Annotated in this window: 12 protein-coding genes and 1 riboswitch; all 12 genes read right to left on the reverse strand. The window is 53.3% G+C overall.

The genetic code is table 11. From position 1 onward, the window contains the following. Positions 1–508: 508 nt before the first annotated feature. The 12 genes from purD to purE all read right to left on the reverse strand — a co-directional run bounded on the left by purD (position 509) and on the right by purE (position 14316). Positions 509–1777, reverse strand: coding sequence for a phosphoribosylamine--glycine ligase (purD, locus tag M4D81_RS29975; protein WP_260069143.1), 1269 nt, complete (start codon positions 1775–1777; stop codon positions 509–511). 218 nt (positions 1778–1995) lie between these two features. Beyond that, positions 1996–3543, reverse strand: a complete 1548-nt coding sequence (gene purH, locus M4D81_RS29980) for a bifunctional phosphoribosylaminoimidazolecarboxamide formyltransferase/IMP cyclohydrolase (protein ID WP_260069144.1) — start codon at positions 3541–3543, stop codon at positions 1996–1998. 151 nt (positions 3544–3694) lie between these two features. Continuing rightward, a complete protein-coding gene (gene purN / locus M4D81_RS29985; protein WP_071221557.1) occupies positions 3695–4306 on the reverse strand; it encodes a phosphoribosylglycinamide formyltransferase in 612 nt (203 codons plus the stop codon). Then, positions 4306–5346: a phosphoribosylformylglycinamidine cyclo-ligase gene (purM, locus tag M4D81_RS29990; protein WP_194540968.1), complete on the reverse strand. Its 1041-nt coding sequence runs from the start codon at positions 5344–5346 to the stop codon at positions 4306–4308. The genes purN and purM overlap by 1 nt, the downstream gene beginning before the upstream one ends. A 178-nt stretch (positions 5347–5524) precedes the next feature. Further along, complete coding sequence (gene purF, locus M4D81_RS29995; RefSeq protein WP_071221559.1) at positions 5525–7003, reverse strand: amidophosphoribosyltransferase; 1479 nt, start codon at positions 7001–7003, stop codon at positions 5525–5527. Then, positions 6988–9231, reverse strand: a complete 2244-nt coding sequence (gene purL / locus M4D81_RS30000; protein ID WP_260069145.1) for a phosphoribosylformylglycinamidine synthase subunit PurL — start codon at positions 9229–9231, stop codon at positions 6988–6990. The genes purF and purL overlap by 16 nt, the downstream gene beginning before the upstream one ends. Beyond that, positions 9209–9898, reverse strand: coding sequence for a phosphoribosylformylglycinamidine synthase subunit PurQ (gene purQ / locus M4D81_RS30005; protein ID WP_071221561.1), 690 nt, complete (start codon positions 9896–9898; stop codon positions 9209–9211). Before purQ ends, purL begins: the two co-directional genes overlap by 23 nt. 4 nt (positions 9899–9902) lie before the next feature. After that, positions 9903–10148: a phosphoribosylformylglycinamidine synthase subunit PurS gene (purS, locus tag M4D81_RS30010; RefSeq protein WP_012819094.1), complete on the reverse strand. Its 246-nt coding sequence runs from the start codon at positions 10146–10148 to the stop codon at positions 9903–9905. A gap of 50 nt (positions 10149–10198) precedes the next feature. After that, a complete protein-coding gene (locus M4D81_RS30015) occupies positions 10199–11089 on the reverse strand; it encodes a phosphoribosylaminoimidazolesuccinocarboxamide synthase (RefSeq protein ID WP_260069146.1) in 891 nt (296 codons plus the stop codon). A 258-nt stretch (positions 11090–11347) separates the two neighbouring features. Next, entirely contained in the window at positions 11348–12643 is a 1296-nt protein-coding gene (gene purB / locus M4D81_RS30020; RefSeq protein WP_260069147.1) for an adenylosuccinate lyase, read from the reverse strand. Between the two features lie 3 nt (positions 12644–12646). Continuing rightward, entirely contained in the window at positions 12647–13834 is a 1188-nt protein-coding gene (gene purK, locus M4D81_RS30025) for a 5-(carboxyamino)imidazole ribonucleotide synthase (RefSeq protein WP_260069148.1), read from the reverse strand. Then, positions 13831–14316: a 5-(carboxyamino)imidazole ribonucleotide mutase gene (purE, locus tag M4D81_RS30030; protein ID WP_009592351.1), complete on the reverse strand. Its 486-nt coding sequence runs from the start codon at positions 14314–14316 to the stop codon at positions 13831–13833. Before purE ends, purK begins: the two co-directional genes overlap by 4 nt. Before the next feature lie 194 nt (positions 14317–14510). After that, positions 14511–14612, reverse strand: a riboswitch (purine riboswitch). Positions 14613–14758 lie beyond the last annotated feature (146 nt).

Raw genomic sequence — 14758 nt, forward strand, 5'->3', positions numbered from 1 at the left:
AAAATGTTGGAAATCTGCGCAAACGATTTCAGAAATTTTCAGCGTCTCTTTTTCTATGTAGCATCTGGCGAGATACTCAGGAAAAATCCCGTTGAGAAAGCGCTTCATTCACTGAAAACATCATACAACATTTATTATCGAATGTAAAAACGTTTGCACAGATCATTTTTACCCGTTTTAAGCATATAATCTCTTGTTACCTTCACTATTCACTGTATTTCGTAAGTTATCATAAAAATAGTTGTGCATATGCAGTGCAATTCAGTCATTTCGCACGTTATTTGAGACAAGAGTCCAACATAAATGGTTACTTGTTGAACAAACGTTTGCACACTAATGTTTATAAGAAACCATTAGCTCAACATGCCAATGGGCAACCTTAAATTTTCAGCTAGGCTTCCCCATTTGTTTCCGATAACAGCAAAAAAAGGACTGCCGCTCATGATCTTTGAACACAGATCAGCGGCAGTCCTTCGATCGTATATGGCTGATACCTATTGAAGCTCCGTTATTGCAGCGCCTTCAGCGAAATATCCGTCCGGTTCTGCTTGCCTTCAAACAAAATCGCTTCTGCACGCTCATACGCTTTCGCCCGTGCGGATGCGATATCTGCCCCTAGTCCGACAACGCCCAGGACACGGCCGCCATTCGTTCTCCACGTTCCATCAGCATCGCGGGAGGTTCCCGCATGAAATACAATCGTTCCGTCCTGCTCGTTATCCAGCCCACTGATCGCTATCCCTTTCGGATACGATGCAGGATACCCGCCGGAAGCCAGGATGACACATACCGCTGCTTCGTCACTCCACTCCAGCTCAAGTTCGGCCAGGCTTCCATTTACGGCAGCAAGGAAGACGTCGAGCAGATCGGTCTTCAGACGAGGCAATACAACCTGCGTTTCCGGGTCGCCGAAGCGGGCGTTGAATTCGATGGTCTTCGGTTTGCCATCCGGCGTAATCATCAATCCGGCGAATAGAACACCCCGGAACGGACGCCCTTCGGCTACCATCGCTTTTGCCGTAGGCTTGATGATCGTCTCAATGGCCTCCTCAATAATGGATGGCTGAATATGAGGCAATGGCGAATACGTTCCCATTCCTCCGGTGTTCGGCCCCTCATCTCCATCATAAGCCGGTTTATGATCCTGTGCCGCCGACATCGGCTTCACGGTTTCACCATCCACAAAGGCGAGGATCGACATTTCCTGGCCTTCCAGGAACTCCTCGATGACCACCCGGCTTCCCGCATCGCCAAACACCTTCGACTGCATGATGTCGCTGAGCGCCTGCTCGGCTTCCTCGATCGTCCGCGCAACGGTAACACCCTTGCCGGCTGCGAGCCCGTCCGCTTTCACGACAATCGGCGCGCCCTGCTGGCGCAAGTAAGCTAGCGCCTTCTCGTATTCGTCGAACTTCGCGTAAGCTGCCGTTGGAATGTCGTATTTATGGAGCAGATCCTTCATAAAGGTTTTGCTGCCCTCAATTTCGGCTGCATTTTTGCGCGGACCGAATACCGGGATGCCTGTAGCGTCGAATGCATCTACGATGCCGTCAGCCAGCGGATCATCCGGACCGACAACAATGAGTCCCACCTGCTTCTCTACGGCGAATGCCGCCAGCTTCTCAAACTCCGATACCACGATCGGCACGCACTCGGCCAGCTGTCCGATACCGGCGTTGCCGGGTGCGCAGTAAATCTTATCCGCTTTCGGGCTCTTTGCCAGTGCCCATACGATGGCATGCTCTCTTCCGCCGCCTCCGATAACCAAAATATCCATGGTTTACCCCTCCCGATTCATTTCAACTTTACCGTCAACATTTCATAACATGAATGATTTACAGGGCGAAGCGTGAGGTCATCTTCACCTTCTGTTCCCCTTAAACTTAAAGGCGGCGCGCTCGAAAGAGCGGCGTCGCCTCTATATGTTGCTGATTGAAAGGTGATCTTCAGCTGCAGCCTCATGGTTGCAGCGAAGCCCCTTTTTATGCTCATGAATTAGTGTTTAAAATGCCGCACGCCAGTAAAGACCATGGCGATCCCGTATTCGTTGGCTGCCTTGATGGATTCCTCATCCTTAATGGAGCCGCCCGGCTGAATGATGGCGGTAATGCCGGCTTTCGCTGCAAGCTCCACGGTATCTCCCATCGGGAAGAACGCATCGGAAGCGAGAACGGCTCCCTTGGCTTTCTCTCCTGCCTGTTCCACCGCAATACGCGCCGAGCCGACACGGTTCATTTGGCCTGCGCCAACGCCAATGGTCATGTTGTCTGCAGCCAATACGATCGCATTAGATTTCACGTGCTTGACCACTTTCCAGCTAAAGAGCAGCTGTTTCAGCTCTTCTTCCGTTGGTTTACGGTCCGTTGCAACTTTCAGGTCAGCGGCGTCAAGGGAATGCACATCGCTTTCCTGTACAATCATGCCACCTTCGATGGTTGTCACCGCAAGTGTGCTTTGGCGCTCCTTGGCCGAACCGAACTCGCCCATCTTCAGTAGACGGATATTTTTCTTTTTCGTCAGAATCTCCAGCGCCTCTGGTGTGAAATCCGGTGCCAGGATAATTTCAAGGAAAATATCCTTCAGCAGATCCGCCGTCGGAGCGTCAATTGTCCGGTTCGCCGCCACGATGCCGCCAAAGATGGATGTCGGATCAGCGTTGTAAGCTTTTTGGTAAGCTTCCAGCACATTTGTCCCGATGCCGACGCCGCAAGGGTTCATATGCTTTACGGCCACCACGGTTGGCTCGTCGAATTCCTTCACGATCTGCAGGGCCGCGTTCGCGTCATTGATATTGTTATAGGAGAGCTCTTTGCCGTGCAGCTGCTCCGCGGTCGTCAAAGTACCCGCTGGTGCCAGCGGTTTACGGTAAAATGCCGCTTTTTGATGTGGATTCTCGCCATAACGAAGGTCCTGAATTTTCTCGTAGGTGACGCTAAAGCGCTCAGGAAGCGGATCACCCGTTACATTCGACAAATAGTCGGAAATCAACGTATCGTAGGCCGCCGTATGACGGAATACCTTGGCTGCAAGACGTTTACGGGTTTCCAGCGTCGTGTCGCCGCCGTCACGGATTTCTTCAATCACGCTGCCATAATCCGCCGCATCGACAACCACGCTCACAAAAGCATGGTTTTTCGCAGCCGAACGCAGCATCGTCGGCCCGCCGATGTCGATATTTTCGATCGCATCTTCATACTCGACATCCGGCTTCGCGATCGTTTCCTGGAATGGGTACAGGTTCACCACGACCAGATCAATGTAATCGAGGCCCAGCTCCTGCATCTGACGCTGATGCTCCTCGCTGTCGCGAATGGCAAGCAGGCCGCTGTGCACGGCTGGATGAAGGGTTTTGACGCGTCCGTCCAGAATCTCAGGGAATCCGGTCACATCGGAGATGCCGATGACAGGAACTCCTTCCTTGGCGAGGAGGTTCTTCGTTCCCCCTGTCGAAATGATCTCTACACCCAATGAAGACAACTCGCGGCAAAACTCCACGATGCCGGTTTTATCCGAAACGCTGACCAAAGCTCTTTTGATACCCACGTTCATACCCCCTATTATGAATGAAATTAACTAAGTAAGCCTGTCTTGATTCCGTAGATGCTGTCGAAGATCCATAATTGCAAATTATTTCCCGAGAAATATCGAACATGTCGATTCACCGAAAGACCTTGTCCCCTTTTATTACAAAAGCCTATTCGGTAATCGTCACATTCCGCCCGTTCAGCGAAATTCGCCCCTGGGCGAACCAGGAAACGACTTCAGAGTATAACTTCTGCTCCACGGCATGAATGCGTTCTGCCAGCACTTCTGCCGTTTCGCCTTCCTTGATCTCTACGGCTTTTTGAGCAATAACAGGTCCGGTATCCATGCCGCCATCCACGAAATGAACCGTGACACCAGTCATCTTCACACCATAGTCGAGCGCTTGGCCAATCGCGTCTTTTCCTGGAAAAGCAGGCAGCAGCGATGGATGAATGTTGATGATCCGGCCGCTATAGAACTCGACAAAGGACGGACTCAATAACCGCATATATCCTGCAAGAACAATCAATTCGACACCGCGCTGCTGAAGCTCTACCGCAATTTCACGTTCGTAATCTTCCTTCGAGGCATAATCCTTCGGCTGAAAGGCGAATACATCCACATTCGCCGCTTGAGCCAGCTCCACCACGGGAGCCTGTGGCTTATCGCATACCAGGATGCTGATCACGCCGCCCAGGGCCCCCCTGTGCTGCGTATCTACCAAAGCCTGAAAGTTACTGCCCCTGCCGGAAGCGAAAACCGCAATCCGAAACGGCCTCATTACACCTCAGCTCCCGTAAAGGTTACGATGCGCTCGCCTTCGGTGACCCGGCCGATCACATAAGCCTCTTCGCCTGCGGAGCGGAGGTATTGAAGCACTCCGTCTGCATCCTGTTCTTTGACGACAAGCACCATGCCAATTCCCATATTAAATGTCGTAAACATATCCTTGTTCGATATGCTGCCTTTTTCCTGCATCAGCTTAAAGATCGGCAGAATCGGCCAAGAGCCGTATTCGATGTCGACATTGACGCCATCCGGCAGCATACGCGGAATATTCTCGATGAATCCGCCGCCCGTGATATGCGCCATGCCCTTTACTTCGATCTCTTTCAACAGTCCGAGCAGCGGCTTCACATAAATCTTGGTCGGTGCAAGCAGCACGTCGCCAAGACGTCCGCCCAGTTCCGGAAGCTCTTGCTGCAGGGAGTAGCCTGCGTCCTCCAGAAGCAGCTTGCGGACGAGCGAGAAGCCGTTGCTGTGCACGCCGCTGGAGGCTAGACCAATCACTGCGTCGCCTGCCGCGATATTCGACCCGTTGATCATTTTGCTTTTGTCGACAATCCCCACGGTGAAGCCCGCGATGTCATACTCGCCTTCACTGTACATGCCCGGCATCTCCGCCGTTTCCCCGCCGATCAGGGAACAGCCCGCTTGGTTGCATCCGTCGGCGATCCCTTTGACAATGGATTCGATTTTGGACGGAATGACCTTATCACACGCTAAATAGTCGAGAAAAAAGAGCGGTTCTGCGCCTTGCACCACAATATCGTTCACACACATCGCTACCGCATCAATGCCGATGGTATCATGTTGGTCCATCGCGAATGCGAGCTTCAGCTTTGTGCCGACGCCATCCGTGCCTGAGACGAGTACCGGCTCTTCATATTGGTCTTTATTCAGCTTGAACAGTGCGCCAAAACCACCGAGGTCCGTCATGACTTCCGGCCTGAAAGTCGTTTTGACATGCTTTTTCATCCGCTCTACCGCTTCGTTGCCTGCAGCGATATCGACGCCTGCTTGTTTGTAAGTATCCGACACGCGCTCAACACTCCTTTTTCGTTATGACGAAAGTATCTGTTCACACATCATTTATGGGCTTAATCAATAACCAGCTTAAAGAGGTTGTTCAAACCAACCTTCTCGGTGCTGAAAACCGACCTTTTTGAACCTTCACTTAAAAGATAAAACCGAGAAAAAATGGCTGTCCACTGCAGAATCAGCAGCTGCAGCCCATCTTCTCTTCCCCGTTAAAATCAATCTGCGTCGGGTAATCATTGTCAAAGCAAGCCATGCACAAGCCGCCTTTATGGCTCTGCTCATCATAACCGCCTATGGCGGATATAAGTCCCTCCGGACTCAGGAACGATAGGGAATCGGCGTTGATCTCCCGGCAGATTTCCTCGACGCTTTTCTCGGAAGCGATCAGCTCCCTGCGGTCGGGCGTATCGATGCCGTAGAAGCAAGGGTTCTTGAACGGCGGCGACGTAATCCGCACATGCACTTCGGTCGCGCCCGCTTCGCGAAGCAGATTGACGATCCGGCGGGACGTAGTTCCCCGTACAATGGAGTCATCGATCATAACCACCCGTTTGCCTTCGACCACGCGCCGTACCGCGCTCAGCTTCATCTTCACGCCCTGCTCGCGCAGCTCCTGGCTCGGCTGAATAAACGTCCGGCCTGTATATTTATTCTTGATCAATCCCAGCTCGTAAGGAATGCCCGTTTGCTCGGCATAACCGATAGCAGCCGAGATGCTGGAATCCGGTACGCCTGTAACCACATCGGCATCCACGAACGATTCCAGGGCCATCTTGCTGCCCATCCGTTTGCGGGCCGAATGCAGATTGGAGCCGTTCAGATCGCTGTCAGGACGGGAGAAATAAATATATTCCATCGCGCACAACGCTTTGCGTCCCGCTTCCGTATACCGTTCTTCCCGAAGCCCGTTCCGATCAAGGATCAGCAGCTCCCCGGGAGCAACATCGCGGATGGCTTCCGCCCCGATGACTTCAAGCGCACAGGTCTCGGAAGTGAAGATATACGCATCACCCAGACGACCCATCGTGAGCGGACGGAGTCCGTTCGGATCCGAAGCGACGAGCAGCTTGTCATTGGTCATGAGCAGAAAAGCGAACCCGCCCACCAGACGCTGCAAGGCGTCTTTGGCAGCCTCAACAAAATCCTTCGGCGAACGCGCGATCAGATGCGCAATGACCTCCGTATCGCTGGTCGTCTGGAATATGGAGCCCTCCATCTCCAGCTCGCGCCGAAGCTTCGGCTCATTGACGATGTTGCCGTTCGTAGCAATCGCCAGATTGCCCTCACGATATTTAAAGACAAGCGGCTGCGCATTCGTCAGTCTGCTGTCCCCGCTGGTCGAGTAACGGACATGCCCGATCGACATGCTGCCCTGCAGCGATTCCAGCTTGTCTTTATCAAACACTTCTTTTACAAGTCCCATCCCGCGGTGATAATTGAAATTCTCGCCGTCGGCGACGCAGATTCCTGCGCTTTCTTCGCCGCGGTGCTGGAGGGCGTGAAGCCCGTAATAGGAAAGGGAGGCGGCATCGGGATGCCCAAACACCCCGAATACGCCGCACTCTTCTTTTAATGTATCAAAAATATCGCTCTGACCTGTTCCCTCATTGTAGTAATCCCCTGTCCACAGTCCTTCGGGTATCAGTTCATGAGACATGGAATGGCATCCTCCCAGACGGATTTCAAAGCCTCCACGGATTCTTCCAGCGCAGAAGCACCGTTAATGTTAATGCTAAGCTTATTCCCGCCGACTACGCCAAGCGCGGTAAATGGAACGTCCGCTTCTTGCAGGAGCTTCTCCAGCGCATTCTTATGATCAGGAGACACCGACAGCACGATCCGGGATTGGCTCTCGCTAAAGAGCGCTACGTCGTTACGCAGATCGGTTGACCATTGCACGCTCGCCCCAACGTTGCCGCTGATGCAGCTCTCCGCCAGTGCGGCTGCAAGTCCCCCCTCCGACACGTCATGCGCGGATTGTACCAGACCGGATTGGATGGCCTTCAGTACGCCGCCGAGCAATTTCTTCTCGGTATCCAGGTTCAGTTCCGGCGGTCTGCCTTCCGATACTCCATGCATGATCGCTTGGAACTCGCTGCCGCCCAGTTCCGCACGGGTATCGCCCAGAACATAGATGGCATCGCCTTCCGCCTTGAAGCCTTGCGTCGTAATATGATCCGTATCATGGATCAGGCCAACCATGCCGACAACCGGCGTCGGATAAATCGCGCCTTTGGCATTCTCGTTGTAGAGACTCACATTACCGCCGATGACCGGCGTTTCAAGCACACGACAAGCTTCTGCCATGCCGTCCACGGCTTTTTCCATCTGCCAGAAAATTTCCGGCTTCTCCGGGCTTCCGAAGTTCAGGTTATCCGTAATCGCCAGCGGCTCGGCGCCGGAGCACACGATATTACGCGCTGCTTCGCTGACCGCGATTCTGCCGCCAAGCTCAGGGTCGAGGTAGACGTAACGTCCGTTACAGTCCGTTGTCATCGCAAGCGCTTTGCGCGTTCCATGCACCGTTACGACGGCAGCATCCGAACCCGGACGAACGGCCGTGCTGGTGCGAACCATATAATCATATTGGTTGTATACCCATGCTTTGCTTGCAAGGCTTGGCGAACCGAGCACCTTCTTGAGGGCACCGCCCAAATCCTTCACTTCTTCATAACGAAGCGTATCCACCGCAGCCTGCTCTTGGTAATAAGCCGGTTCTTGGGATGGTTTGTTATAGATCGGGCATTCGTCTACGAGCGCTTTAACCGGCATGTCGCCTACCACCTCACCGTGGTGGATCAGCTTCAAGCGGCCATCGTCCGTCACTTTGCCGACTTTGGCGCAGATAACGCCCCAGCGTTCGAAGATTTCTCGGGCTTGTTCCTCATGCTTCGGCTCAACGACGAACAGCATCCGTTCCTGGGACTCCGACAGCATCATTTCATAAGGCGTCATGCCTTCTTCGCGCTGAGGCACTTGGTCCAGGTACAGCTCAAGACCATTGCCTGCTTTACTTGCCATTTCCGCACTGGAGCAAGTCAATCCAGCCGCGCCCATATCCTGAATGCCCAGCACGATGCCGGAATCAATCAGCTCGAGGCAGGACTCCATCACAAGTTTCTCCATGAACGGATCGCCTACCTGAACGGCCGTGCGGTTCGCTTCGGATTCCTCCGTCAGCTCAACGGAAGCGAAGGTTGCGCCGTGGATGCCATCGCGGCCGGTTGGAGGCCCGACATAAAAGACCGGATTGCCTACCCCTTTTGCAACGCCGCGCTGAATCTTGTCATGGTCGATAACGCCGACGCACATCGCATTGACCAGCGGATTGCCTTCATAACTTTCGTCGAATACAACCTCGCCGCCCACCGTCGGGATCCCGATGCAGTTGCCGTAACCGGCAATGCCGGACACCACGTGCTCAAACAAATATTTAACGCGATCGCTCTCCAGCTTGCCGAAACGAAGCGAGTTAAGAATCGCTACCGGTCTTGCCCCCATGGAGAAAATATCGCGGATAATGCCGCCAACGCCCGTGGCTGCGCCTTGATAAGGCTCTACAGCGGACGGATGGTTATGGCTTTCGATTTTGAATACAACCGCTTGGTTGTCGCCGATATCAACGATCCCGGCGCCCTCGCCCGGTCCCATCAGGACGCGCGGGCCGCTTGTCGGGAAACGACGAAGCAGCGGCTTGGAATTTTTGTAGGCGCAATGCTCGGACCACATGACACTGAATACGCCGATTTCCGTGTAATTCGGCTTGCGTCCCATGAAGGAACAGATCAGCTCATACTCGCTGTCCGAAACTCCCATTTGCTTGTAAATCTGATGCTCTGCGATCTGTTCTGCTGTCGGTTCCTTAACGGACGTTTGCTGCGCCATGAGTATCCCTCCATGCCTGTAATATGGATGTAAACATTGCTTTACCGTCATCCGAGCCGAGCAGGCTGCTGACCGCGCGCTCCGGATGCGGCATCATGCCGATTACGTTGCCCCGCTCATTGCAGATGCCTGCGATATCCTCGATCGAGCCGTTCGGATTGTTTTGATACGTAAATACGATTTGCCGGTTGTCCCGGAGCTTTTGAAGTGTTTCTTCATCACAGTAATAGTTGCCCTCGCCATGCGCGATCGGAATGACAATCTCTTGCCCCTCCACGTAATCTCGCGTAAACGGCGTTGTATTATTGTTCACTTTGAGCACCGTGTCATGACAGCGGAATTTCATCGAATCGTTGCGGCGCAGAGCTCCGGGAAGGAGTCCGGCTTCCGTCAAAATCTGAAATCCGTTGCAGATGCCAAGAATATACTTGCCCTCTTCCGCCGCCTTCGCCACTTCGCTCATAACCGGGGCGAATCGGGAAATCGCACCACACCGGAGATAATCTCCATAAGAGAATCCGCCGGGTACCAAAATGCAATCATATGGAGAAAGGTCCGTAGCCGTATGCCACACATAATCCACCGGCTGACCAATCGTCTCTTCTACCGCCTTATAACAGTCAATATCACAATTGGAGCCAGGAAAGACCAGCACTGCAAATCTCATTGGTTTAGCCCTCCAATTCATAACGGTAGTTCTCAACCACCGTATTGGCCAAAAGCTTCTCGCACATTTCTTTCACTCGCAGCTCGGCTTCCTCACGGTTGTCCGTACCCAGCTCAAGTTCCATATATTTACCGATCCGCAGGCTTTCCACTTCCTTGTACCCTATCGAATGAAGTGCACCTTGCACCGCTACCCCTTGAGGGTCCAATACGCTCTGCTTAATCGTGACGTAGACCTTTGCTTTCAACATTGTATCCTGTTCCTCCTCGGTATATATGAATGAAATGGTTTATAAAAGCTTTACAGGCTTACACCCGTGATTCGACTGTAAATATCGGTATAGCGGCGCGTCGTCTCCTCTACCACGGCCTGCGGCAGGGGATCCGGCTCACTGTTCTTATCCCAATCGGACGAAGCGAGATACGTGCGGACGGGCTCCTTATCCATACTGTCAATCTCAATGTCTAGCGCGTAATTCTTCTCATCCCAGAAGCGGGAGGAATCCGGCGTGAAAATCTCATCGATCAGAATGATCTCTCCATCGATTAAACCGAACTCAAACTTGCAATCGGCCAAAATAATGCCGTGCTTGCTGCAATAATCGCGGGCGAACTTGTACAGCATCAGGCTTTTGTCCTGCAGCTGCAGCGCCAGCTCCTCGCCGACAAGCTCCTTCATGCGCGATAGCGGGATGTCCTCGTCATGACCGACATCGTTCTTGGCAGCCGGCGTGAAGATCGGCTCGGGAAAAGCCTCATTCTTGCGCAGACCCTCCGGCAGCTTCATGCCGTTAACCTCGCCAGAGGACTGATACTGCCTCCAGCCTCCGCCGGTGATGTACCCGCGCACCACGCATTCGATATCGATACGCTCGGCCTTGCGGCACACCATGATGCGTCCGTCCAGCAGCTCCTTGTCCTTAACGGCATCGCCCAGCAGGTTCACGTCTGTATGCACGACATGATTGCTGATGAGCTGCGCCGTTTGTTCGAACCAGAAGGCGCTCAGCTTGTTCAGCACGATTCCTTTGGCCGGCACGGGCGGCTCCAGCACATAGTCAAAAGCGGAAATACGGTCGGTTACTACAATGAGTACGTGCTCGCCCAGGTCGTACAATTCACGAACCTTACCCTTGTACAGCAGCGGTACGTTGACCAGATGAGTCGCGGTCGATAATGCCGGTAATGTCATGTGTTCCTCCCCTTAGACTAGAGATTGTCTGCATATCATCACTACGAATGCGGATTATTTTTCCGATCTCTGTTGCCCCCAGATTTCTATTACATAAGATTTAATGGTTGAAATCCGGGGGCAGCATATGCTTTCGATGCTAGCTTTCTTACGGAAAGCTTTCAGGGGACCGCTGACGCTTCTACAAAATAATTCCGCCTTCTCCGTTGTAGTGATTCCAAAATTCATAGAGCCTTCAGGCGCTAATAAAAATTCTTACTACTCCAATCCCAGCTTGGCAAAAATCGTATCCACATGCTTCAGGTGCCAGCTTGGATTAAATGCATCTTCGATCTCCTCGGTGCTGAGCACCTCGGTGATCTCAGGCGTGGATTCCACGATCTCGCGGAATTGACGCTGCTCTTCCCATGCCTGCATGGCCCGAGGCTGAACGGTATCGTACGCTTGCTCGCGGCTGAAGCCCTTGTCGATCAGCTTCGTCATGATCCGGCCCGAGAAAGGAACGCCGAACGTGCGAGCCATGTTGCGCTTCATGTTCTCCGGGAAGACGGTCAGGTTCTTCACGATGTTGCCGAAGCGGTTCAGCATGTAGTTTAGCAGCATCGTAGCGTCCGGCAGGATGATACGTTCTACCGAGGAGTGGGAAATATCCCGCTCATGCCAGAGCGACACGTTCTCGTAAGCCGAAACCATGTGGCCGCGAATGACGCGCGCAAGACCCGAGATGTTCTCCGAACCGATCGGATTCCGTTTATGCGGCATTGCGGAGGAACCTTTTTGTCCTTTGGCGAATGCCTCTTCGACCTCGCGAACCTCACTCTTCTGGAGTGCGCGGACTTCGGTAGCGAACTTCTCGAGCGAAGTCGCGATGAGCGCAAGTGTTGCCATGTATTCCGCATGACGGTCACGCTGCAGCGTCTGGGTCGAGATCGGCGCCGGCTTCGTGCCAAGCTTGCGGCAGACGAATTCTTCAACCGAAGGATCGATGTTGGCATACGTTCCAACGGCTCCGGATATTTTGCCGTACTGCACGCCGTCGGCCGCATGGCGGAAGCGCTCCAGGTTGCGGATCATTTCTTCATGCCACAACGCCATTTTCAAACCGAAGGTTGTCGGTTCTGCATGCACCCCATGCGTTCTGCCCATCATCGGGGTATGCTTGTAAGCCAGTGCCTTCTCTTTCAAAATACCGATAAAGCGCAGGATGTCCTGCTCCAAAATATCGTTGGCTTGCTTGAGCAGATATCCCATCGCGGTATCCACCACATCCGTCGAAGTCAAACCGTAGTGGACCCATTTGCGCTCCTCGCCAAGGCTTTCCGAAACCGCGCGTGTAAAGGCGATAACATCATGGCGGGTTTCCTGTTCGATTTCATAAATCCGATCCATATTAAAGGTTGCATTCTGGCGAAGCTTAACGGTATCTTCCTTCGGAATGACGCCGAGATCCGCCCATGCCTCACATGCGCACAATTCCACTTCCAGCCATGCTCTGAATTTGTTCTCCTCGGTCCAAATCGCCCGCATTTCCGGTCTGCTGTAACGTTCAATCATCGTTTAATCCTGCCTCCAAATATTAGTTTTCTCTACCCATTCGAGCGCGTCATCGACATCCCCGCACAAGAGGTTGATATGTCCCATCTTGCGGTTAAGCTTCGATTCGCTCTTGCCGTATAGATGAAGCTTAGGCACAACACCGAGAGACTCTGCAAGCGCGTCGTGCTCTCCAAAGCGCCGTACCGCTTCCTCCAGATGCTGTCCCAGGAGGTTCACCATGACGACCGGGCTCAGCAGCGTTGTGTCCCCGAGCGGCAGATCGCAGATCGCTCTTACATGCTGCTCGAATTGAGAGGTTGAGCATGCCTCCATCGTGTAGTGACCCGAGTTATGCGGACGAGGTGCAAGCTCATTCACGTACAGCTCCCCATCCTCGGTCACAAACATCTCGACAGCCAGCAGGCCAACAGCTCCCATGCCTTCAGCTACGCGTTCCGCGAGCTGACATGCTTTGCGCTGTACTTCGCTTGTCACGCGAGCAGGCACAATCGACAAGTGCAAAATATTGTTGACATGCACATTCTCTGCCGGGGGAAAGCTCTTCACGATGCCGCTGGGCGTACGCGCCGCGATCACGGAGATCTCGCACGCGAACTTCACGAACTTCTCCAACACCAGCTCCGTCCCGCTGGCAGCCAGCTCTTTGTAGGCTGATTCCAGCTCATCTTCGCTGCGGAGAACCGCTTGCCCTTTACCATCATAACCTCCCATGGCGGTCTTAAGCACGCACGGAAGTCCAAGTTCAGAGGCGGCGGACTGTAAATCTTCCAAGCTTGTTATTTCACGATACGGCGCAACCGGTACGCCGGCCGCTTCAATTGCGGCCTTCTCGCGCAAGCGGTGCTGCGTGGTGTACAGCAGCTTGCTTCCCTGGGGAACATAAGACTGTTCCTCCAGAAGCTGGGCGACGCCCGCATCGACATTTTCGAATTCGTACGTAATGACGTCCGCTTTGACGGCGAGCTGCCGGGCAGCCTCAACGTCGTCATACCGGGCCGTAACCTGCTCAGCCATCTGGCCAAGCGGGGAGTTCGGCGTCGGATCAAGGGTGACAAACGAATATCCCATCCGGATCCCGTCCAGCGCAATCATCCGTCCGAGTTGTCCCCCGCCAAGTACACCAATGACGGAACCAGGCAGTAGCTTTTTGCTAGAGACCTTCGTCTGCTGTGCTCCGTTCTCCATCATAGGTTATCGCTGCTTTCCAGCACTTCGTCACGGATACGGTCCCGGCGCGCTTGCACTCTTTCCCGAATCCCTGCATCCGAAGTGCCTAAAATCTGGGCGGCGAGCAATCCGGCGTTAGTTGCTCCCGCTTTACCGATCGCTACGGTTGCTACCGGAATGCCGCCCGGCATCTGCACGATCGACAACAATGAATCCAGCCCCTTCAGCGCTTTCGATTTAACCGGAACGCCGATAACCGGCAATACCGTCTTCGAAGCGACCATTCCGGGCAGGTGAGCGGCCCCGCCGGCTCCGGCTATAATGACGCGAAGCCCCCGGCCCTCCGCTTCCTCGGCATACCGGAACATCAAGTCCGGCGTCCGGTGAGCGGATACGACTTTTTTCTCATAAGGAATTTCAAGCTCGTCTAGCACCTGGCATGCATGGGACATCGTATCCCAATCTGATTGGCTTCCCATAATGACTCCTACTTGTGCTGTCATGAGTTACCCCCGCTTTCTTCGAAATTCGACAATATAATGGCTGCTGCTGAAAAAAAAGTCCGATCCCGTAAACACAAAATCTGTGCAGGTCTCGGACATACAAGGATTACGAACGCTGCTGCCTGCGTCAAGCAGAAGAGTCTTGCGCATCCGCCGCCAAAGAGGCAAACATGAAACCAAGCCCCGTCGTAGCCGCACCGTTTGTATTCCCTCGTAGTCCGAAAATTTACGGTTTCCGGGTAGAGACTTCCGGGCCATATCCCCGGCTTTATACGAGAAATATTAAATTTCATCAATCACGCTTTATAAGTTATTTTGAACCTCAACATCCTCAGTTTATCAATTTCTGACACCAAATGTCAACCTAAACACGAACAATCGGATTTACATAAAAAATAATGTTCGTATCTAGGGAGTGAGCAATACAGCTGCAAAAACTTCT

The sequence above is a fragment of the Paenibacillus sp. p3-SID867 genome, assembly GCF_025142895.1.
Taxonomy (GTDB): Bacteria; Bacillota; Bacilli; order Paenibacillales; family Paenibacillaceae; genus Paenibacillus_AQ.

Bases quoted from the DNA above. Each gene is read 5' to 3' on its own strand.
- purS (WP_012819094.1), bottom strand. From the start codon at position 10,148: ATGTTGAAAGCAAAGGTCTACGTCACGATTAAGCAGAGCGTATTGGAC.
- purF (WP_071221559.1), bottom strand. From the start codon at position 7,003: ATGTCTCATGAACTGATACCCGAAGGACTGTGGACAGGGGATTACTAC.
- purD (WP_260069143.1), bottom strand. From the start codon at position 1,777: ATGGATATTTTGGTTATCGGAGGCGGCGGAAGAGAGCATGCCATCGTA.
- purB (WP_260069147.1), bottom strand. From the start codon at position 12,643: ATGATTGAACGTTACAGCAGACCGGAAATGCGGGCGATTTGGACCGAG.
- purN (WP_071221557.1), bottom strand. From the start codon at position 4,306: ATGAGGCCGTTTCGGATTGCGGTTTTCGCTTCCGGCAGGGGCAGTAAC.
- purQ (WP_071221561.1), bottom strand. From the start codon at position 9,898: ATGAGATTTGCAGTGCTGGTCTTTCCTGGCTCCAATTGTGATATTGAC.
- purE (WP_009592351.1), bottom strand. From the start codon at position 14,316: ATGACAGCACAAGTAGGAGTCATTATGGGAAGCCAATCAGATTGGGAT.
- purK (WP_260069148.1), bottom strand. From the start codon at position 13,834: ATGATGGAGAACGGAGCACAGCAGACGAAGGTCTCTAGCAAAAAGCTA.
- purL (WP_260069145.1), bottom strand. From the start codon at position 9,231: ATGGCGCAGCAAACGTCCGTTAAGGAACCGACAGCAGAACAGATCGCA.
- M4D81_RS30015 (WP_260069146.1), bottom strand. From the start codon at position 11,089: ATGACATTACCGGCATTATCGACCGCGACTCATCTGGTCAACGTACCG.